The organism is Blastococcus sp. SYSU DS0753 (assembly GCF_054051175.1).
In genome coordinates, this window is record NZ_JBJHAT010000001.1 from 196,950 (window position 1) to 218,180 (window position 21,231).

Annotated in this window: 16 protein-coding genes; 4 read left to right on the forward strand and 12 right to left on the reverse strand. The window is 73.6% G+C overall.

All coding sequences use genetic code 11. The features are described 5' to 3' along the window. Nucleotides 1–55: 55 nt before the first annotated feature. From ACI799_RS00935 to ACI799_RS00945, 3 genes are all read left to right on the forward strand, one after another. The gene (locus ACI799_RS00935; protein ID WP_456595579.1) at nt 56–751 is read left to right on the forward strand and encodes a response regulator transcription factor; all 696 of its coding nucleotides are present in this window, start codon (nt 56–58) and stop codon (nt 749–751) included. Beyond that, the gene (locus ACI799_RS00940; protein ID WP_456612132.1) at nt 744–1,868 is read left to right on the forward strand and encodes a sensor histidine kinase; all 1,125 of its coding nucleotides are present in this window, start codon (nt 744–746) and stop codon (nt 1,866–1,868) included. Before ACI799_RS00935 ends, ACI799_RS00940 begins: the two co-directional genes overlap by 8 nt. Before the next feature lie 263 nt (nt 1,869–2,131). Then, entirely contained in the window at nt 2,132–3,571 is a 1,440-nt protein-coding gene (locus ACI799_RS00945; protein ID WP_456612133.1) for a sodium/glutamate symporter, read from the forward strand. 18 nt (nt 3,572–3,589) lie between these two features. Here the strand turns inward: ACI799_RS00945 and ACI799_RS00950 are convergent, their stop codons facing one another. The 4 genes from ACI799_RS00950 to ACI799_RS00965 all read right to left on the reverse strand — a co-directional run bounded on the left by ACI799_RS00950 (nt 3,590) and on the right by ACI799_RS00965 (nt 9,769). After that, the gene (locus tag ACI799_RS00950; protein ID WP_456612134.1) at nt 3,590–4,618 is read right to left on the reverse strand and encodes an NAD-dependent epimerase/dehydratase family protein; all 1,029 of its coding nucleotides are present in this window, start codon (nt 4,616–4,618) and stop codon (nt 3,590–3,592) included. Beyond that, on the reverse strand, nt 4,588–7,197 hold the full coding sequence (locus ACI799_RS00955; RefSeq protein WP_456612135.1) for an alpha/beta fold hydrolase: 2,610 nt from the start codon (nt 7,195–7,197) through the stop codon (nt 4,588–4,590). Before ACI799_RS00955 ends, ACI799_RS00950 begins: the two co-directional genes overlap by 31 nt. Then, a complete protein-coding gene (locus ACI799_RS00960) occupies nt 7,194–8,261 on the reverse strand; it encodes a 3-oxoacyl-ACP synthase III (protein WP_456587926.1) in 1,068 nt (355 codons plus the stop codon). Before ACI799_RS00960 ends, ACI799_RS00955 begins: the two co-directional genes overlap by 4 nt. Nucleotides 8,262–8,650: 389 nt before the next feature. Continuing rightward, a complete protein-coding gene (locus tag ACI799_RS00965) occupies nt 8,651–9,769 on the reverse strand; it encodes a ScyD/ScyE family protein (protein WP_456612136.1) in 1,119 nt (372 codons plus the stop codon). Nucleotides 9,770–10,239: 470 nt separating this feature from the next. On the opposite strand from ACI799_RS00965, the gene ACI799_RS00970 reads away from it, so the two are divergent. Beyond that, nucleotides 10,240–11,463, forward strand: coding sequence for a flagellin N-terminal helical domain-containing protein (locus tag ACI799_RS00970; protein WP_456612137.1), 1,224 nt, complete (start codon nt 10,240–10,242; stop codon nt 11,461–11,463). A gap of 283 nt (nt 11,464–11,746) precedes the next feature. Here the strand turns inward: ACI799_RS00970 and ACI799_RS00975 are convergent, their stop codons facing one another. From ACI799_RS00975 to ACI799_RS01010, 8 genes are all read right to left on the reverse strand, one after another. Continuing rightward, complete coding sequence (locus ACI799_RS00975; RefSeq protein WP_456612280.1) at nt 11,747–12,934, reverse strand: MFS transporter; 1,188 nt, start codon at nt 12,932–12,934, stop codon at nt 11,747–11,749. 494 nt (nt 12,935–13,428) lie between these two features. After that, entirely contained in the window at nt 13,429–15,072 is a 1,644-nt protein-coding gene (locus tag ACI799_RS00980) for a RecQ family ATP-dependent DNA helicase (RefSeq protein WP_456612138.1), read from the reverse strand. A 381-nt stretch (nt 15,073–15,453) separates the two neighbouring features. After that, nucleotides 15,454–16,503: an isopenicillin N synthase family dioxygenase gene (locus ACI799_RS00985; RefSeq protein WP_456612139.1), complete on the reverse strand. Its 1,050-nt coding sequence runs from the start codon at nt 16,501–16,503 to the stop codon at nt 15,454–15,456. Continuing rightward, entirely contained in the window at nt 16,500–17,621 is a 1,122-nt protein-coding gene (add, locus tag ACI799_RS00990; protein WP_456612140.1) for an adenosine deaminase, read from the reverse strand. The genes ACI799_RS00985 and add overlap by 4 nt, the downstream gene beginning before the upstream one ends. Beyond that, nucleotides 17,618–18,463, reverse strand: a complete 846-nt coding sequence (locus tag ACI799_RS00995; protein ID WP_456612141.1) for an ABC transporter permease — start codon at nt 18,461–18,463, stop codon at nt 17,618–17,620. The genes add and ACI799_RS00995 overlap by 4 nt, the downstream gene beginning before the upstream one ends. Continuing rightward, nucleotides 18,460–19,251, reverse strand: a complete 792-nt coding sequence (locus ACI799_RS01000) for an ABC transporter permease (RefSeq protein WP_456612142.1) — start codon at nt 19,249–19,251, stop codon at nt 18,460–18,462. Before ACI799_RS01000 ends, ACI799_RS00995 begins: the two co-directional genes overlap by 4 nt. Beyond that, on the reverse strand, nt 19,248–20,075 hold the full coding sequence (locus ACI799_RS01005) for an ABC transporter ATP-binding protein (protein WP_456612143.1): 828 nt from the start codon (nt 20,073–20,075) through the stop codon (nt 19,248–19,250). The genes ACI799_RS01000 and ACI799_RS01005 overlap by 4 nt, the downstream gene beginning before the upstream one ends. A 28-nt stretch (nt 20,076–20,103) precedes the next feature. Then, a complete protein-coding gene (locus ACI799_RS01010; RefSeq protein WP_456612144.1) occupies nt 20,104–21,162 on the reverse strand; it encodes an ABC transporter substrate-binding protein in 1,059 nt (352 codons plus the stop codon). Between the last annotated feature and the right edge of the window lie 69 nt (nt 21,163–21,231).

Sequence of the window (21,231 nt, forward strand, 5' to 3'; positions counted from 1 at the left end):
CGTACGCGTTTCTCGATATGCCGGCGATACGTGCTCGTTCTCTAGCCTCGGCAGCGTGCGCGTGCTGATCGTCGAGGACGAACCGTTGCTGGCAGGAGCCATCCGCGATGGGCTGCGTCTGGAAGCGATCGCGTCCGACGTCGCCGGGGACGGCGAGACCGCGCTCGAACTGCTGGGCGTGAACGCCTACGACATCGCGGTCCTCGACCGCGACATCCCCGGGCCGTCCGGTGACGAGATCGCCGCGCACATCGTCGCGTCGGGCAGCGGCATGCCGATCCTGATGCTCACCGCTGCCGACCGGCTCGACGACAAGGCGTCCGGGTTCGAGCTCGGCGCCGACGACTACCTCACCAAGCCGTTCCAGCTCAGGGAGCTGGTCCTGCGGCTCCGAGCGCTCGACCGCCGGCGAGCGCACAACCGGCCGCCCGTGCGGGAGATCGCGGGTCTGCGGCTGGACCCGTTCCGGCGCGAGGTCTACCGGGACGGCCGGTACGTCGCGCTGACCAGGAAGCAGTTCGCCGTGCTCGAGGTCCTCGTCGCCGCCGAAGGGGGCGTCGTCAGCGCCGAGGAGCTGCTGGAGCGCGCGTGGGACGAGAACGCGGACCCCTTCACCAACGCTGTCCGGATCACCGTCTCGGCGTTGCGCAAGCGCCTCGGCGAACCGTGGCTCATCGCCACCGTTCCGGGCGTCGGGTACCGGATCGACACAGCACCGGGCACGGCACCCGGGGGAGGGGACCATGGCTAGGGCCCCCGGTCCGAGTGCCCGCCTCAAGCTCACTCTCAGCTATGCCGGCTTCCTCGTGCTCGCGGGGGCGCTGCTCCTGGCGGTCGTGTGGGTGTTCCTGCTGCGCTACGTGCCCGACGGCGTGCTCGTCACCTCCGGCCGGCCGGGACGCCAACCGGGGCTCTTCGTCCCGAACCGGTCGGACCTCGTGCGCGCTTTCGTCCCGCGCGCGGCCGCTGCGCTGGCGTTCCTGCTCGTGCTGGGTCTCGCGGGAGGGTGGTTCCTCGCCGGCCGGATGCTCGCCCCGCTGCGCCGCATCACGGAGGCCACCCGCATGGCGGCGACCGGGTCGCTCTCCCACCGCATCCGGCTGCCGGGCCGTCAGGACGAGTTCCGGGAGCTCGCCGACGCCTTCGACGGGATGCTCGCGCGGCTCGAGGCGCACGTCGCCGAACAGCAGAGGTTCGCGGCCAACGCCTCTCACGAGCTGCGCACCCCGCTGGCCATCACGCAGACCCTGCTGGAGGTGGCCCGCAAGGACCCGGACCGCGACCCGGCCGAGCTCGTCGACCGCCTCCACGACGTCAACGCCCGGGCGATCGACCTCACGGACGCACTCCTGCTGCTCAGCCGCACCGAGGGGGGATCCTTCCCCCGGGAACGCGTCGACCTCTCGCTCGTGGCCGAGGAAGCCACCGAGACGCTCCTGCCGCTCGCGGACAAGCACGGCGTCACGATCGAGACCTCCGCGGATGCCGCCACCACGGTCGGATCACCGTCGCTCCTGCTGCAGATGGCGACGAACCTCCTGCACAACGCCGTGGTCCACAACCTCCCCGAGCGGGGCACGGTGCGGATCACCACCGGCGCCCGCTCCGGGACGGCGGTGCTCACCGTGGAGAACACCGGCGAGGAGATCGATCCGGAGCTGGTCTCGACGCTCTCCGAGCCGTTCCGGCGCGGCACCGAGCGCATTCGCTCCGACCACGCGGGCGTGGGTCTCGGCCTGGCGATCGTCCAGGGCATCGTGCGCGCGCACGGCGGAACGCTGACCATCGTCGCGCGCCCGGCCGGCGGTCTCCGCGTCGTGGCGGAGCTGCCTGCGGCCCGCGAACAGGGAGACGTCCCACCACCCTGAGGGCATGGGTCGCGCGGTGGCCGAACCGCCTCGTGACCGACTGCCCACGTCACGGCGCCGGTCGTGGCCGCGGCGGCCCAGCGGACGGCCGCCGCCGCGGCGATCGACGTCGACCTGGTCCTCGACGACGCCCGGGCACAGGCCGCAGCCGGTGCGCCGGAACCGGTTGTCGCCGGATCCCGGAGCCGCCATGGTGGACGGCACCCGGCGGGGACCGGCCGGCGCGACCGGTCCCCGGGACGGCCTGACCTGACGGAGGCAGCGTGTCCCCTGACGTCATCGGACTCAGCCTGCTGGTGCTGGGCGTCCTGCTCCTGGTCGCCAAACTCGTCCGGATCCGGTCACGCATCGCCCAGAAGCTCTTCCTCCCCAGCTCGATCATCGGCGGGTTCCTCGCCCTGCTCATCGGCCCCGAGGTGGTCGGCTCGGTGGCCGAGGCGATCGGCGGGGAGGACGCGCCGCTGAGCGGCGGACTGTGGCCGGCCGAGTTCCTCGAGGTCTGGGCGTCGCTGCCGGGCCTGCTGATCTCGGTCGTCTTCGCGACCCTGTTCCTCGGCGAGCGGATCCCCAAGGTGAAGGAGGCCGCCGAGCTCGCCGGGCCGCAGCTGGCCCTCGGCGTCACCATGGCGTCGGGCCAGTACGTGATCGGGTTGCTGCTGGCCGTCCTGCTGCTCGTGCCGTTCCTCGGCCAGGACCCCATGGTCGGCGCGCTCATCGAGGTGGGGTTCGAGGGCGGCCACGGCACGGCCGCAGGCCTGGGCACCACCTTCGCCGACCTGGGCTTCCCGGAGGCGCAGGACCTGGCGCTGGGCCTGGCCACGGTGGGCGTCGTCTCCGGCGTCGTCGTCGGCATCGCACTGATCAACTGGGGGGTGCACACCGGCCGCGCCCAGGTGCTGGAGGACGACGCGAAGACGTCGCTGGCCGAGCAGCGCGGGCTCTACGAGCGGGAGGAGCAGCCGCCCGCCGCGCTGATGACGGTGCGCACCGCCTCGGTCGAGCCGCTGGCCATCCACTTCGCGATCGTCGCCGTGGCGATCCTCATCGGCCTCGGCCTGCTCGAGGCGCTCCAGGCCCTCGAGGCGGCGCTGTGGGCCGACACCGTCGAGCTCTTCGAGTTCGTGCCGCTGTTCCCGCTGGCGATGATCGGCGGGGTGCTGGTGCAGAAGTTCGTCGACCGGTTCGACCGGACCGGCATCGTCGACCGGCGGATGATGCTGCGCATCCAGGGGATCGCCCTCGACCTGCTGATCATCAGCGCCCTCGCCACGCTGTCCATCCAGGCGATCGCGGAGAACTGGGTGACGTTCCTGCTCCTCGCCGTCGCCGGCCTCTCGTGGAACGTGGGCGCCTTCGTCTTCCTGGCGCGCCGGATGATCCCGCGCTTCTGGTTCGAGCGCGGTATCGGCGACCTGGGGCAGTCCCTCGGCGTCACGGCCACCGGCCTGATCCTGATCCGGGTCGCCGACCCCAACGCCGCCACCCCGGCGATGGAGGCCTTCGGTTACAAGCAGCTGGCCTTCGAGCCCTTCTTCGGCGGCGGACTGGTCACCGCGGCGTCGCTCCCGCTGATCGCCCAGTTCGGGCCGGTGCCGCTGCTGATCGCCATGTCGGTCCTGCTGGTCCTGTCGCTGGGGACGGGCATCCTGTGGTTCGGACGGCGGACCCCGGCCCAGGAGGAGGCGCGTTCCCCGGACGGTTGACGGCCGGAGCGTCCGGCGTCAGGCGGGGAGGGCCGCGTCGTCCGGAGCCGTGTGCCGATCGCCGTACCAGGCGGCCAGCCGGGCGAAGCCCTCGTCGAGGCCGACCTCCGGCCGCCAGCCGAGCGCGGTCCGGGTCCGCCGCTGGTCGAACCAGTGCGCCGTCGTCAGCTGCTCGGTGAGGAACCGGGTCAGGGGAGGGGTCGACCGGCGGCCGAGCGCTGACCAGGTCCTCTCCACCACGGCGCCGGCCAGCCAGGCGGCGTGCGCCGGCACCCGACCCCGGGGTCCGGGCACGCCGGCCGCCGAGCACAGCCGTCGCAGGATCTCGGCCACCGTGCGGGGCTCACCGTTGGAGACCACCAGCGCCTCCCCGTGGACGGGCCCGCACGCGTCGACCCCTGCCACGAGGGCGGCAGCGGCGTCGTCGACGTACGTGGTGTCGATCAGGGCCGCGCCGGAACCGATGAGCGGGAGGCGGCCGCTGCCGGCCCGGGCGACGATCCGCGCCACGAGCTGCTCGTCGCCCGGGCCCCACACCAGGTGCGGGCGGAGGACCAGCACCGCGAGGGCAGCCGAGTCCGCGCCGAGCGCAACCTGCTCGGCCAGCGCCTTGGACCTCGAGTAGGCGCCACGCGCCCGGGCCGGGTCGGCCGGCCCTGCCCCGGCCCCGAACAGGGGTGCCCCGGCGTGCGAGACCGAGGGGGAGGAGACGTGCACCAGCCGCTGGACGCCCGCGGCGGAGCAGGCGGCGACGACGTTCCGCGTGCCCTCGACGTTGGCCCGGGCGTACTCCTCCCACGTCCCGGTCACGTCCACCTTCGCGGCGAGGTGGACGACGGCGTCCTGCCCCGCGGCCGCCCGTGCCACCACGGAGGGGTCGGCGATGTCCCCGAGCACCTCGGCGCAGGGCAGGCCCGAGGGACGGCGCTGGAAGACCGTCACCTCGTCGCCCCGCGCGATCAGGCGCTGGGCCGTGACCCGGCCGAGCATCCCGCTCGCGCCGGTGACCAGCACCTTCACGAGGTTCCGCCGCTCCGGGTCGCCCATCGCACCGGCGAGCCGGAGAGGACCCGGGTCGCCCGGCGCGCCAGTGTCGCCCGGTCGACCTTCGACTGGTGCCGGATGTCGACCGGCAGCGCCTTCGTCTCGAGCACGGCGGCGAGGTCCGTCCCGGCCGCGTCCCGGACCCGGTCGGCGAGCTCGACCGGTGCCACGGTCAGCCGCCCGGCACCGGCTCCCACCCGGAGGCGGGAGCGCCGTCGCCCGGGGCCGGCGCTGGGCACGACGACGGCGACGGCCACCTGCGCGCCTGCCGGTCCGACGCCGACGACCGCCGCGGCGGAGACGGCGTCCAGCCGCTCGATCCGCTGCTCCGGGCCGACCGGGGTCAGCGGCCCCTCCGCGGTGCTGATCACGTGGGCCAGCCGGCCCTCGATCCAGAGCCGTCCCGCGCCGTCCAGGTGCCCGACGTCCCCGGTGCGGTGCCATCCCGGATCGCGGGCGGCGGATCGCTCGGTGGCCCACAGCGCGTCGTAGCGGTCCTTCACGTGGGGCGCGCGCACGCAGACCTCGCCGGGAACGTGGGGCGCCTCGGTGAGCGGGCCGTCGGCCGCGCCCAGCGGGGAGAGCGGGCTGACGCGGATCTCGACACCGGGCACCGGGCGGCCGACGCAGACGCCGTTCCCCGGCCCGGCGGCCTCGACGTCGTCCAGGGAGACGTCGGTGACCGGGAGCGCCTCGGTCATGCCGTACGGCGTGTGCGCCTCGGCCCGCGGGAACGTCTCCCGGAGGGAGTGCAGGAGCGGGGTGGGCACGGGCGCGCCGGCCGACATGAGCAGTCGGACCCGGCTCAGCGCCGAGCGCTGCTCCGCGGTGAGCTGTTCGGTGGTGGCGGCGACGCGGCGCAGGGCGGCCGGTGCGGCGAAGACCACCGTGGCGTCCACGGCGGCCGCCGCGTCGGCCAGCTTCGCGGCGGTCAGCGTGCCGGGCTCCGTGACGTCGATGTCGGGCACGGACGACGCGATCCCGAGCCCCGGTCCGAGGATCGAGAAGGGAGCGAACGCGGCCACCAGCGAGTCGCCCGGCGTGAGGCGGTAGGCGGTCCTGACCAGCTCCAGCTGGGCGCCGACCTGGCGCTGCGTGTAGACCACGCCCTTGGCGGGGCCGGTGGCCCCGGAGGTGAAGACGACTGCGCAGTCCGAGTCCGCCGGGACCTCCTCGGGCGCGGCCGACGACCGGCCGAGGGCCTCCAGCGAGGCCAGGTCGCGCTCGGCGCCGAGGGCCCGGCGCAGCCGGGCCGTCGTCCGCCCCGCGACGATGCGCGTCCCGGCCAGCCCCATCGCCCTGGCGGCCGCCAGGCCGGCGGGGCCGCCCAGGACGTGGTCCGGCGCCGCTCCCCGGAGCGCGCGGCGCATGCCCCGGAAGCCGAGTCCCTTGTCGGCGACCACGATGACGGCGCCCGCGCGCCAGGTGGCGTAGACCGCTGCCGTCAGGTCCGCCGACGGTTCCAGCAGGAGCGCCACCCGATCTCCTGGACGGACACCGGCCGCCGCCAGGCCGGCGGCGAGGTCGGCGACCCGGCGGGTCAGCTCCGCCCAGGTGACCGAGTCCCCGCCGGTCTCCACGACGGCCGGGGAGTCGTCCTCGGCGCGGGCGGCCAGGGCCGCCCAGGGCCGGGCCGGCTCCACCGCCGTGCCGCGGCTGCCCACGGCCGCGGTGTCCGGTGCGGCGAAGGTGTCGGTCACCCAGGTGGCCACCGCCTGGGCGTACTGGGGCGCGTCCTCGGGGAGGAGGTGGGAGGCGCCCTCGTAGCGGTGCACCGCCGCCCGGGGCAGGCGCTCGCGCAGGTCGGCCAGGTACTTCTCGCCGAAGACCGGGTCACGAGGACCCCACAGGAGGAGCGCGGGGACGTCGAGGGTCCGGATGCCCTCGGCGATCGCCTCCTGCGCCGCACGGGAGGGGTGTCCCGTGCGGAAGGGGATGTCGGCGACGAACTCGCCCACGGCCCGGCGCCGCGCGGCCGTCGGGTAGGGCTGCGCGTAGGCCCGGCGGATCTCCCGGGGCAGCGGCGGCCACGACAGCGCCGTCGCCCCGCGGACGAACACCGAGCTGCCGACGGTGACGGCGGCGCGCAGGCCCGGCGCGTGCGCCAGCCGGATCAGCGCGGGCCCCAGGTCGCCCTCCGGCATGGCGACGGCGGTGTTGGTGAGGACCACGCCGCGCACGTCCTGCCGGTGCTCGAGCGCCCAGCCGAGGGAGATGATGCCGCCCCAGTCGTGGGCCACCGTGACGACCGGGCCGGTGACGCCCAGCGCGGCGGTGAGGTCCCCGAGATCGGCCACCCGCTGGGTCAGGGTCCGCGGCGCGGCCGGCCGCTCGGACCAGCCCATGCCCAGCTGGTCGGGGGCCACGACTCGCCACCCCGGCGGAGCGGCGGCGACCATCCGGCGCCAGAGGTAGGACCAGGTGGGGTTGCCGTGCACGCAGAGCAGGGTGCCGACCGGGTCGGGCACACCGTTGTCGAGCACGTGCCACAGGTGCTTCTCGCCGTCCGCACCGGGAACGGCGACCCACCGCGACCAGGACGGGTCCAGGCCCGGCAGCTGGACCGTCGCACCGGCTGTCACCAGGCGATCTCCAGGCAGCAGGCGTTCAGGCCCGAGCCGATCCCCATCAGCAGCACGCGGTCGCCGTCGGCCAGGGTGTCGGACTGCCCCGCCAGCGTGAACGGCACCGACGCGGGGCCCAGGTTGCCGCGGGTGGGGAAGGTCGTGGGCACGCGTGCCCGGTCGATGCCGAACCGGTCGCACAGGGCCCCGGTGTGCACCTTGGAGACCTGGTGGATGACGTAGCGGTCCATGCCCCGGGCCCAGTCGAACTCGTCCGCCGCGTCCGCCCACAGTTCACCGGAGAGTTCGAGGCCGGCGGCGAGGAGGCCCTTGAGGTCGGTCTGCATGCCGTCGTTGTCGCCGGTGCACAGCTGGTGGTGCTCGGTCCCGGCCCGGCTCACCGAGCCGACGAGCCGGTGGCCCTCGGGGTGCCGGTCGGCCCGGCCGAGCACCATGGCCACGGCGCCGGAGCCGAGGGTGAGGGTCGCGAAGTGGCCCATCACGTCCTTGGCCACGGTGTCCGGCCGGTTGAGCAGATCGATGGTGCGCTCCTGCACGGGTCGTGCGTCCTCGCCGTTGACGACGAGCGCGTACTCGACCATCCCGACGTCGATCATCGCCGCGGCCAGCTCCATGCCGTTGATGAAGCCCAGGCAGGCGTTGGTGACGTCGAAGTTCTGGCAGGAGCTCGGCAGACCGAGGGCGTCGTGCACGGCGACGGCCGTCGACGGTTCGAGGTGCTTGCGGCTGACCGACGTGTTGACCATCAAGCCGATGTGCGCGGGGTCGACCCCGCTCTCGCTGATCGCCTTGGCGCCCGCGGTGGCGGCGCCGTCGACGAACGACACCCCGTCGGCCCACCAGCGGCGCTCCTCGATGCCCGCGAGCCGCTGCAGCAGCCCGGGGCGCAGCCCGACGCGCTGGTAGGTGTCACCCAGCCGTTCGTCGAACTCGGCCGACGTGACGATCTGGGTCGCGTCCACCGTCTGCACGGTGAGGATCGCGGTGTTGCTGAATCGGTGTGTGGCGTTGCCGTTCATCAGGTCCACTCGTGAGGTGCGGCGGGCGGCCGCCGTCCTCATGCGCCACCCTCGTCCGGCGCGCTTACCCGTCGGGGCGACAGGTACACCGGCCGGGCCGTCGGCACCAGCATCGCAGCCGGACCGGGCCGGGGGGAGAGGGCGGTCGCCGGCGCAACCGCCGGGCTCGCTCGTGGGCTGGCGTGCCGGCCTGCGGACGAGGGGGGCCGATCGACGAGACTCGAGGGCCGCCAGCAGGTGGCCGTGCCGGTCCGGGCCGACGACGTCGACGAGCGCCCAGCCGCGTCTCGGTCGGTGGCGTGGGACACGAGGACCTCCGGTCGTGGGTGGATGCCGTCGCCGGCTCCGGTCCACGTCCGGAGGTCCTCGCCGAACAGGATCAGTCGATCCGTGCCGTCACACGCCTGGATCGACGTCTTCGGCCGGGTTCGCTAGAACGACCGCTTGGTCAGCCGCCAGACCTGCCCGTCGCTGTCCGGGGCACCGGTTCCCGTGCCGGGGGAGAGCGAGTTCACCGCCACGAACACGTTCCCGAGCCGGTCGGCGACCACGCCCGCCGGCGACGGCGCGGGCAGCGTGGCCCGTGCGCCGGTCCTCGGCACCAGGACCACCTGGCCGGTCCCGGCATCGCCGCCGCGCAGCTCGCTGACGTACAGGTTGCCTGCCGGGTCCTGTGCGGCACCGGTGACGCCGGTGAAGCCGGTCCAGGTCTGCTGGATCGACCCGGTCCGCCGGTCCAGCTCCCAGACCCGGCCGGCCTCCGGAACCAGCGACCCGAGGCCCCCCACGATGATGTCCCCGTCCCGGCTGAAGGTGAGCGATGTCGGAACCGGGTCGCAGGAGAAGCTGCCGTCCTGGTTGGGCCGGGTGTCACAGGCGCCACCGGTGATGTTGGGCAGGACGGCGAACACGCTGATCCTGCCGCGCCTGTCCACGGCGAGGATGTCGTTGCCGGCGGCGTCGGCCACCAGCACCCGGTCGCCGATGTCGAGCACCGCGTACGGGTTCGACTCGACCCCCTGGCCGTCCGGGTCGTGCGCCGCCTCGAAGGCACGGATGTCGGCGACGACCGAGGCCGGCCGGCCCGCCGTCGCGCGCAGCAGCTTGCCCTCCTGCTCCTCCGGCAGCCCGGTGATGCCGTCCGGGACATCGACGTCCTTGGCGATGTAGATCTGGCCGAGGGAGCGCGCGCTCGCCGCGTCGTTACCGGTCGCGGCGATCCCGGACGGACCGGCCTCGGACAGCAGCCCGGTCACCACACGCTCCGCGGTGACCCCGACGGCCTTGCCCGGGTGCCGCACGATGCTGACCGCCCCGGTGGTGCCGACGCACACCTCGTCCCCGTCCACGACGGCACAGTCGTCGCCGCCGGTTCCGGACTCCGCGATGACGAGGATCCCGTTCTCCGTCATGTCCAGCTGTCGGGGGTTGTCCAGGTGCCGCGCCACCGGAACCGGCGCCGTGCCCGGCGGAGCGGCAGCGGCGGGACTGATCATCAGCGTCGTGGTCGCCAGACCGGCGGTGACCGCTGCACACGCGAGACGTTTCATCTTTTCCCCTAGCGAGTCGAGGAGCTCGGCCGCCGGTACGACCCGGCGAGTGGCGCCGAACTTGGCAGGGTGCCCCGGGGCCGTCAACCAGTTGCCGCGTCGTGCGCGAGGGGAGAATGCGCTGGCCACAGTGCCGTTCGGCAGATCGCCGTGTGCCTGCGGGGCGCGGCACCCCGTCCTGGTCGCCGTGCAGGCGGACGTCGGGGTCGCGGCGACGTCCGTCTGCCCAGCACCGGCGCACGGCACGGGGCGCGGGACGTCAACGCTGACCTCGTGCCCGACGACGCCGGGCCGCGGTCGAGCGTGCCCGCGCGGCGGCGTAGCCGGACCCGGGCACGAGAGCACTACGGGCCCGTCGGTGGTCGCGATGGAACGTTGGTTCGGATCAACACCCCGCGCGCCCCGCCGATGATCACTGCGTCCGCTCCGTCGTCGTCGCGGAGGGACGCGTCGGGAGGGGGTGGGCAGCCATGCGGATCTCCACGAACGTGGCCGCGCTCAACGCATCCCGGTTGCTCCGGCAGGCCGACGACGGCGTGACGACGAGCCTCCGCCGGCTGTCCTCCGGACTGCGCATCACCAGCGCCGCGGACGACGCGGCCGGCTTGGGCATCTCAGAGGGGCTGCGCGCCCAGTCCCGCGGTACGGCGCACGCGGTGCGCAACGCGCAGGACGGCATCAGCGTGGTGCGGACGGCAGAAGGCGCCCTGACCGAGGTCTCGGCGATGTTGCAGCGCATGCGCGACCTGGCGGTGCAGGGGGCCAGCACGGCAGTCATGGGCGAGCTCCCGACGCGGGCGATCGGGGCGGAGTTCGAACAGCTGAAGGCCGGCATCGACCGCATCGCGCGCACCACCGCGTTCAACGGCACGGTGCTGCTCGACGGCGACTACGACCACCTTCTGCAGGTCGGCGCATCCCCGGGCGACACCCTGCGGATCACCTTCGGGGCCCCGGGCCAAGGGATGGACGCCACCGACCTGGGTCTGTCGACGGCCCACGTCACCCGCTACCAGCATCCGGAGACCGGCGAGTGGGGGAACGGTTGGGTCGGCGTCCAGTCGACCGGCACCCCGGCCGTCTCGGACGAGGAGGGGACGCCGGCGGCCGGCAGGCTCACGCTGGTCGGTGGCGAGTACGCCACCGGGGAGTACCAGGCCAGCTTCCGCGCGCTGACCGGCGTGGTGAGGTACGACGGGCAGGCGTTCTCGCTCTCCTCGGTCGACTACACCGGTGCGGAGACGGCGCAGGAGTACCTCGACGCCCTCAACGCCGCGGCGCAGGCGGCCCTCGGACCGGACTTCGGGGCCTTCACCGCCACACCGACGGGGCTGACGAGCACCGGTGCCACGCCCGGCCCCGGCTCGACCGTCGGCGACGCGGAGGAGCTCAGCCCCCGGTACTACGTGTACGGCGGGATGGCCGCCGTCATCCGAGCCGTCGACGGCGCCATCGGGCGGGTCTCCGAGATCCGCGCCGAGCTCGGGGCCTACGAGAACCGGCTCGAGCACACCGTCCGAGCGCTGAGCGTGGCGGGTGAGAACGCCGCGGCCGCGGAGTCACGCATCCGGGACGCGGACATGGCCGTGGAGACGATCTCGCTCAGCCGCAGCCAGATCCTCGCCCAGGCCGGGGCGGCGATGCTGGCACAGGCCAATCGGCGACCGGAGCTCGTCCTCCGCCTGCTCGCCTGAGCGCGGGACTCGCCGGGCCGGGCTGTCGGTGTCGGACGGGACGCTCCTCGACGCTGGGGTCACCGCTCGCAGCCGCTCGGCAGCCGGCCCGAGCTCCGCGGCCGCGCGGGGACCGCGAGGGGGAGCCGCTCCACCTGCGTCCCCAGCGCGGGGATGGGCGCGGTGCACGCGGCCTCCTGCAGGTGCTCGGAGCCCAGCGCGCCGGTCGGGGACCCGTGATCGTGGCACCTCGGCAGGCGGGACGCACGCCGTCGGCAGCGGTGGTGCACGTGCCGGCCGGCGGTCACACCCCTCGCGCGGGCGCGAGAGTGCTGACGCGGCGCATGGCGAGTGCGCCGAGGAAGGGGCCGGGGGCGAGGAGCAGGAACGCGTACTGCCAGCCGGCGCTCTCGGCCAGAAGCGGGACCAGCTGGATGCTGAGCACGGTCAGGGCGAACCCGATGGCGGTCTGCGCGCTGAGGGCGGTGCCGACGAAGCGGCGGTCGGCGACCTCGGACAGCGCGGTGGAGAACACGCCGGAGTCGGCGATCACCGAGGCGCCCCAGATCGCGCAGAACAGGGCCAGCACGGGTGCCGGGGCCAGGAACGCCAGCGGCGAGAGCAGGCAGCAGGCACCGCTGACGGTCAGAGCGGTCACGGCCGCCGCGGAGCGCCCGAACCGGTCGGCCGCCCATCCTCCGAGCAGGCAGCCGGCCAGGCCGAAGAGACCCATGGTGACGAAGACCAGGATCTGGGAGTACGAGCCGAACTCGGCCGACGACGCAGCGTGGAGCACGAAGAGCGGGAGCCAGGTCCACAGCGCGTACAGCTCCCACATGTGCCCGAAGTAGCCGAGATTGACCAGCCGCGGCCCCGGCCGGGCGAACATCTGCAGTGCGTACCGGGGGTGCAGGCTGGTGGGGCCGGTGGACAGGTGCGGTCCCGGGCGGACCGCGGTCAGGGCCAACCCGGCACCGAGCAGACCCGTCCCGGCCGTGGCCAGCAGCACCCCACGCCAGGGCAGCGTCACCAGCCCGCCGATCAGGTGCGGAAGCGCCGAGCCGAGAGTCAGCGCTCCGATGAGCAACCCCATGGCGAGACCGCGGTGACTGCTGGCCGCCCAGGAGGCCATCAGCTTCATGCCCACCGGGTAGACGCCGGCGAGGAACACCCCGGTCAGGAACCGCAGGACCAAGGCAAGGGGGAGTCCGTCGGCGAGGACGGCCAGCCCGAGGGTGGCCAGGGCGGCGAGCGCGGCGCTGGTGGCCATCAGGACCTGGGGCGGGAACCGGTCGGCGAGGTTGAGCGCCGTGGAGACCAGCGCCCCGGTGACGAAGCCCAGCTGGACGGTCCCGGTGAGCCAGACCGCCGAAGCGCTGGAGATCCGCCAATCCGCCTGCAGGCTGGGAACGACCGCGGAGACGGAGAACCACACGGCCAGGCCGAGCACCTGGACCGCCGCGATCGCCGCGCGCTGCGCTCCCGGTGTCATGGGCACGGCGTTCATCCCGTCGCGAGCTCAGTCGGTCGGATCGTGCTGGAGGTGTCCCGGGACATCGCAGCCGGAGTCCGAGGGGGAGTGGGACACCCTGACGCGCGGGTCGTCCCACCAGCGACATCCCCGGTGGGGGAGAAGCGTGGTGCGCGCGGCCTCGTGCTCATCGTCGGAACCTAGCGCCCCGGTCGGAGAACACCGGGGCGTGATCCCGGCCAGGCGGCGGCTGGGTGGGAGACATCCTCTCGCGCGCAGCCCGCGGACGGCGGTCAGCGCGTCGGGCACCACCTCGAGATCCGTCATGGCGGACAGCCGGATGCCGATGTCACCGTGCAGCGGGCGACCTCCTGGGCGGTGGCCGGCTCCTCACCCCGTGCCGGACGGATCCCGAGCCGACGAAGGCGCGCCCGGTTCCGCGGCGTCGACCAGGAAGGTCGTGGACCTGCAGCTTCGGTCCGCCGCCACGTCGCAGCCCGGCGTGACGACGATGCTCACCCAGCTGCTTCGAGCAGGTGGTGGGACTCCACGGCGGCCGTGGCGAGCGTCTTGTAGCCCTCCTGGTCGAAGAGGACCGTGAGGCGGTCGGGCTCGACGGACATGACCACACCGTGCCCCCACTCGGCGTGCCGGACGGCGCTGTTGACCGGGAACGGGGCGTCGCCGACCGCGTGCTCCCGGGCGGTGCCGGCCTCGCAGGTGTCGCAGTTCCCGCAGGGCTGCGGGAGTTGCTCGCCGAAGTAGCCGAGGAGGAACTGGCGCCGGCAGCCGGTGGTCTCGGCGTAGCCGCGCATCATCTCGATCCGGGACCGGATTAGCCGCTGGTGGGTGTCGGCGACCTCGACCGCCTGGTGCACGGCCTCAGCGGGCGCCTGATCGTCGTCCAGGAACTCCAGGCGGCCGTCCTCGGTGGTGCCCCCCGCCCCCGCCTGCTCGAGGAGGTTGACCGCACGGGTGCGCCTGGCGGGCGACACGTCGACCTCCTCGGCGAGCTCACGCGCCCGTACCGGCTCGTCGTGCTCCTCGAGCGCCTCCGCGACGTCCTCGAGGGCCTCGTGCGGGGCGTGGCTGGCGGTGAGGAACGTCTGCAGGTGCAGGTCCTCGGCCCGGTAGAAGAGACAGATCTCCGCCGGCTCGTCGTCGCGTCCGGCGCGGCCGATCTGCTGGTAGTAGGAGTCCAGTGACTCCGGTGCCGAGGCGTGTACGACGAAGCGGACGTCCGGCTTGTCGATGCCCATGCCGAACGCGGAGGTGGCCACCACCACGTCCACCTCGCCGTCGAGGAACTGCTCGTGCACCCGCTCGCGGTCGGCCGCCTTCATGCCCGCGTGATAGGCCGCGACGCGGTGACCCAGCTGGGCGAGCTCGTCGGCGTAGTACCCGGCGTCCTTGCGGCTGGCGACGTAGACCAGCCCGCCACGGGTGGAGGGGTCGGACATCAGCCCGCTGACCCGCACGATCACGGCGGACCGTTTCCGCCGGTCGTCGCTCTGGCGTTCCACGGCCAGCCGCAGGTTGGGCCGGTCGAAGCTCGCGACGACCTCGGCCGCGTCGCGCAGGCCGAGCCGCTCCACGATGTCCCGGCGCACCGGGAGGGCCGCGGTCGCGGTCAGCGCCAGCACCGGCGGGTGCCCGAGCCGCTCGATCGCCGTCCCCAGTCGCAGGTAGTCGGGGCGGAAGTCGTGGCCCCAGGCGGAGACGCAGTGCGCCTCGTCGACGACGAAGAGGCTGATGCCGAGCCCGGCGAGCTCGTCGAGGACGTCGTCCTTGGCCAGCTGCTCGGGGGAGAGGAACAGGTACTCGGCGTCGCCCTCCCGGACCGCGTCCCAGGCGTGCCGGGTCTGCCCGGCCCGCTGGGCCGAGTTGACCGCCACGGCCTCGGGGGCGGCCGTGTCGTCGATGCCCTCCATCTGGTCGCGCTGCAGCGCCAGCAGCGGTGACACGACCAACGTGGGGCCGTCCTTCAGGAGCGCGGGCACCTGGTAGATGGCGGACTTCCCGGCACCGGTGGGCAGGACGGCGAGGACGTCCCGGCCGGCCATCACCTGATCCATCGCCTCGAGCTGCTCGGGGTGCAGCTCCGGCCAGCCGAACGTGTCGGCGGCAACCTGCTGCAGGGCGTCTCTGGTGTCGGGCACTGCCGTCGGGTACCCGGCGCGAGCGCCGTCCCAACCGGGCTGGGTCTCGGCCGGTGGGTGACCGTGCACCATCTGCACGCCGCCGCACGGCGCCGACCGAACCCGGGGAGGCCCGGCAGGGAGTTCCGGGCGCGGCCACCGCACGCGTGGAGGACCTGCTCCGGGTGCCCCACCGAGCCCATTCCCGGGGTCAGCGCCACCTGCGGCCTGGTGGGTCGGCCGCCGACGAGTACTCGCACGGGCCGGGCAGGGCCATCCTCCAGTCCTCCCGGTGCAGGCCCCGTTCCGCTTCGTCGAGGGAGCGGCGGAACGCTCGGTGGGGGGCCTGGGGCACCTCCGGTCGCTAGCCCCGTGCCGACGAGACCACGACCACCGCGGCCGTCATGCCGACCGCGCCGCCAGCACCCGTGCCGCTTCCCGCTCCGCCTCCGTGTTGGCGACGCCGGCGCGCGAGCCGGCCAGCTTGGCCCGGATGTGCTCACCCACGGTGATCGGCGGGTACGCAGACTTCCCGCCGGCGTCCAGGCACGTGGTCAGCGTCTCGATGACGGCATCGATGTTGCCGTCGTGGAAGAAGGCCGCGGAGCGCCGGCGCTCGATCCGGCCGTCCACGATCGGCGGCTTGACACGGTGCAGGGTGGACATCCACCGCTCGTTCGTCCACCGCGCCATGAGGTCGCCGAGGTTGATCAGCAGCGCGCCGTCGACGGGCATGACGTCGTTCCAGGAGCCGTCGCGGCCGAGCACCTGGAGGCCGCGGACCTGGTCGGCCCACAGCACGGTGACGATGCCGTAGTCGGTGTGTTCGCCCATGCCGGTGAGGTCGCCGTCGAGGGTCACCTCGCCCGGCGGCAGCGCGTAGTTGTTCATCCGCAGCACGTCGAGGCTGTGGTCGGTGAACTGCTCGAAGAAGCCGGCGGGGAGGGCGAGGGCGTCGGCGAACATCCTGGTGAGGGTGCGGGCCACCCGGCCGGCCTCGTCGAAGTAGGCCGCGACCGCCTCGCGGAACCCCTCGGCCTCCTCGGGCCAGACGTTCTCCGCGTAGTCGACGGCGGGCAGGTCGACGCCCGGGTAGTCGCTGCGGGCGGCCCCGACGTTGAAGGCCTCGAAGAAGTCGTGCATCCGGTTGGAGGGGGCCAGCCCCAGGCTGAGGCTCAGCGACTCGGTCTTCGGTGCGCTGTACCCGCGGTTGATCTCCGGCGGCGTCCGGTAGGCCTTCTTGGCCTCCAGGGGCATGTCGAAGAAGGAGTCCAGCGCGGTGGCGAAGGCGTCGGTGACCGCGGTCGGGATGCCGTGACCGAGCACCTGGACGAAGCCGACGGTGCGGGCGGCGTCGTCGAAGGCGCGCGCCACGGCGGCCCGCGCCTCGGCGGTGCCGGCCGGGTCGACGTAGGCGGAGATGTCGACGACGGGCACGGTGAACTCGTTCACGGGGTCTCCTCGAGAGGGTGCAAGAGGTCTGGGGGAGGGGCGTCGGGGGTGGCGGCCACCATCGCCGCGGCGCGGTGGCGCAGGTCGGCCTTGCCGGTCTCGTCGAGCCAGCAGGCGTCGATGGCGTTGGCGGTGAAGGCGGCCAGCTGCTCGCGGCGGTAGCCGAGGGCGTGCGCGAGCACCCGGAAGTCGTGGGTGGGGTCGGTGCCGAACATCGGCGGGTCGTCGGAGTCGATCGTCACGCACAGCCCGGCGTCGACCATCTGACGGATCCGGGTGTGCGTGCCGTCGCCGCTGCCGGAGTAGCGGCCGATGTCGGAGCTCACGGGCGTGCAGGTGAACGGGACCCGCTCCTCGACGCAGCGCGCGGTGATCCCCGGGTCGTCGATGACGTGGTAGCCGTGGTCGATCCGGCTGCAGCCGAGTTCGTCCAGCAAGGTGAGCACGTGCCGGGGCGGGCCGGTCTCCGAGTGCGCCGTGCGTCCCAGGCCCGCCCGGCCGGCCAGCCGGTAGGCGCCGACGAACCGCCCGGGTGGGCCGTTGACCTCGGCGTAGTCCAGCCCGATGCCGACCACCTCGTCGACGCGATGCTCGATCACCTGCTGGACCAGCTCGACCGCCTCGGCGCCGCTGCGCTCGCGGTTGATGCCGACCACCAGGCGGGCGTCGATGCCGGTGTCGGTGCGGGCGTCGCGCAGGCCTGCGATGACGCCCTCGAGGATGCGCGGGTAGGGCACGCCGAGGTGGCCCGGCGGGCTGAGCTGGATCTCGCGGTAGAGGACGTTGTGGTCTGCGCCACCCGCGGTCAGCGACTCGTAGGTCACCCGGTGGAAGTCGTCGACGTCGCGGATGACCGAGCCCACGACGTCGAGCACCCGGAGGAACTCGCCGAGGTTCTCGTAGCTGTCGTGGTCGTAGAGGTCCTCGACGCCGCGCCCGAGCGGTACCCCGTGCTTGGCGGCGAGCTCGACGACGGTCCCGGGCGCCACCGTGCCGATCAGGTGGCAGTGCAGGCTCACCTTGGGCAGGGCCGCCACCATGGCGTCGACGGCCGGGTCGGTGGGCACGGGCCGGGAGTGCGGTGGGTAGCCGGGCGGGCGGCGCGCGGGCGCGGTCATGCGCGGTCCGCCTGCCCGAAGCGGCTGAGCACCGCCGCCTCGACCAGCTGGGCGACGAGGTAGAGCAGCAGCGACACCAGGGTGATGACGACGACGAGCGCCCACACCTTGCCGATCTGCGACCGGGCCGCCGCCGATACCACCGCGTAGCCGACGCCCTGGCCGGTGGCCAGCCACTCGGCCAGCAGCGCGCCGGTCATCGACCCCGGCACGGCGATGCGGACCGAGGCGAAGAACGCCGGCAGTGCCGAGGGGAAGCCCACCTTCCGGAGCACCGTCATCGGGGTGCCGCCGTAGACCAGCACCAGGTCCCGCATCTGCGGGCTCACCGACCGCAGCCCGACGACGATGGTCACCAGCGCCGGGAAGAGCACCACCACCGCGCTCATGACGGCGACGATCACGTAGCCGCGGCCCACGAGCAGGATGAGCATCGGCGCCAGTGCGATCAGCGGAACGGTCTGCAGGATGAGCGCGACCGGCATGACGGCGCTCTCCGCGGCACGGAACCGGACGACGACGGCGGCCAGTGCCACCGCGACGAGCATGCCGGCGGTGAAGCCGATGCCCGCGTCGAGGAGGGTCCGGCCGAGCAGCCCGGCGATCTCGGCCCGCAGCGCGGGGGCGTCCTCGTCGACGAACAGGATGTCGACGACGTCCAGCGGACCCTTGCCGACGTAGCTGGAGACGTCGAAGGCCCACAGGCCCCCCACCCACAGGGCCACGACGACGGCAAGGACCAGCGCCATCGTGCCGACGGTCCGCAGCGTGGCCATCAGCAGCGGGTGCCGACCCCGGCCCGGGCCCCCGATCGGGCGGGGCACCACCAGGCCGGCGCTCACGCGGCACCCCGAGACCACGGGGTGACGACCCGTCCGAGCAGGGCGAACAACCCGTAGAAGGTGCCCGCGACCAGCGCGCAGCCCAGGCCGATGGCCCAGGCGCCGTCGACGTCGACGTTCTGCTGCGCGATCTTGAGCGTGACCGCCACGCCGCGCTGCACGCCGCCGACGTACTCGCCCAGGATGGCCCCGAGGAAGGCGAGCGGCGCGGCCACGCGGAGCGCGGCCAGCACGGAGGGGAGCGCGGCCACCAGCCGCACCTTGGTCAGCTGCCGCACCGGCCCGCCGCCGAAGACCCGGACGACCTCCAGGCTGGCCGGATCCGCCGACCGGAGGCCGAGCACCGTGCCGACGACGGTGGTGAAGAAGACCGACAGCGCCGCCAGGGCGGTCGCGGTGCCCGCCCGCTGCCCCTCGTCGGGGTTGCCGATGACGATGAACAGCACCGGTGCGATCGCGACCAGCGGCACGCAGTAGGTGATGACCGCAATCTGCATGACGAGCTGCTCCAGCGCCGGCACCAGCAGCGTGACGGCGGCCAGCGCGACCGCCGCGACGGTGCCGTAGCCGAAGCCGACCGCGGCCTCCTGCAGCGTGATCCCGAAGTGGGTGGCGTAGAAACCCCACCCCCGGTCGGCCGCCGCGCCCACGACCCCGGCCGGGGAGGGGATGCGGGCGTCGGCGAGCACGGTGAGCACCAGCACCCACCACACGGCCACCACGCCCAGCAGACCCAGCGCCCCGAAGCCGGCCGCGCGCACCGGCTCCCGGGACATCAGGCCGCTCACCCCGCCGCCGTCCCGCTGCCGAACAGCAGCTCGGAGGCGTGGTCGTGCAGGGCGTGGAACTCCGGCGTCCGCATGATCTCCGGGTGCCGGGGGCGGGGGAGGTCCACGTCGATGACCTCCACGATCCGGCCCGGCCGCGCGCTCATCACCGCGACCTGGTCCGAGAGGAAGATCGCCTCCGAGATCCCGTGCGTGACCATCAGCGTGGTCGCCGGCTTCTCGGTCCAGATCCGCAGCAGCTCTACGTTCAGCCGCTGCCGGGTCATGTCGTCCAGGGCACCGAACGGCTCGTCGAGCAGCAGCACCGACGGCTTCACGACCAGCGCACGGGCGATGGACACGCGCTGCCGCATGCCGCCGGAGAGCTGGGCCGGCTTCGCCTTCTCGAACCCGGTGAGGCCGACGAGCTCGATCAGCTCGCGGACCAGCGCGGCGTCGGGCCGGGTGCCGGCGACCTCGAAGGGCAGCCGGACGTTGGCCTCCACCGAGCGCCAGGGCAGCAGCGCGGAGTCCTGGAAGGCGATGCCCAGGGCGTGCGCCCGGCGCAGCTCGGCCGGGGTCGTGCCGTCGACCAGCGCGGTGCCGCCGGTCGGCTGCTCGAGGCCGGCGAGGATCCGCAGGATCGTGGACTTGCCGCAGCCCGAGGGGCCCAGCAACGAGGAGAAGCTGCCCTGCGCGGTGTGCAGGGTGGCGTCCGTGAGGGCCTGCACCTGCTTGCGGCCGGAGCCGAAGGTCTTGGTCAGGCCCTGGAGGTGGATGCCGGTGCCCCCGGCCGGCCGCAAGGCGGCCGACCGGGGGACCTCGGCCTCGGAGAGCGAGGTCACGTGGGGGTTCCTGTCCGGGTCGGGGCGGTCAGGCCGCGCTGGGCACCTCGACGAGCTCCGGCTTCTCCTCGAGCAACTCCTCGAGGAGGGAGAGGTCGAAGAGGTCGTCGGCGTCGGAGATGTCGATGCCGGCGGCGGCCAGGGTGGCCAGGTTCTGGTCGATCAGCTCGTCGGAGATGGTCAGCAGCCCGTTGGACTCGACGTCGGGCGTGACGATCAGCGTGCTCTGCACCTCCGCCTGCTCGACCTCCTTGGCCATGTCCAGGTCCAGGTCGGCCCCGTACTCCTCGACCGCGAGGCGAGCGCCCTCCTCCGGGTCGCGCAGGTAGTCCTGCCAACCCAGGATCTCGGCCTCGAGGAACGCCTTCACGGCCTCGGGGCGTTCGGCGATCATCTCGTCGGTCGTGATGATGCTCTCGGCGACGAAGGGCAGGCCGTTGTCGGCGAAGGGCAGGTTGGTCACCTCGTAGCCGGCGGCCTGCACGGTGATCGACTCGTTGGTCAGGTAGGCCAGGAAGCCGTCGACCTCGCCATCGATCAGCGGCGCCGGGTCGTACTCGACCGGCACCTTCTCCACCGAGCCGGGGTCGATGCCGTTGACCTCGAGCAGCGCGTCGAACAGCGTCTCGTTGCCGCCGGCCTGGACGCCGATCCGCTTGCCCACGAGGTCCTGGGGGGTGGCGATGTTCCCGCCGTCGGCCAGGGACAGGATGGTGAACGGGTTCTTCTGGAACTTGGTGCCGACGATCTTGAGCGGCGCGTCCTCCTCGGCGATCACCTGGGCGGTGGCCACGGCGTTGCTCAGGCCGAAGTCGGCCTCCCCGCTGGCCACGAGGGTCTCGATCGGCCCCGGACCGGGGTCCATCGTCACGTCGGAGAAGCCGACCGCGGTGTAGTGGCCGTTGGTGTCGGCGAAGTACTCGCCGGCGAACTCGGCATTCTTGATCCAGGACAGCTGCAGGGTCAGCGGGCCGAGGTCCCCGCCCTCGCCGGCGGCGGTGTCGGTCTCATCCGAGCCGCCGCACGCAGTGAGAGCGAGGACGGCGCCGGTGAGCGCGGCGGCGGTGCGCAGGACGCGCTTGTTCATGGGGCTTCTCCTGGTCGGGAAGGGGCGGGCTCTCCTCGACGGCGGAGCGGTTCCCCGGCCCCGTCGTCG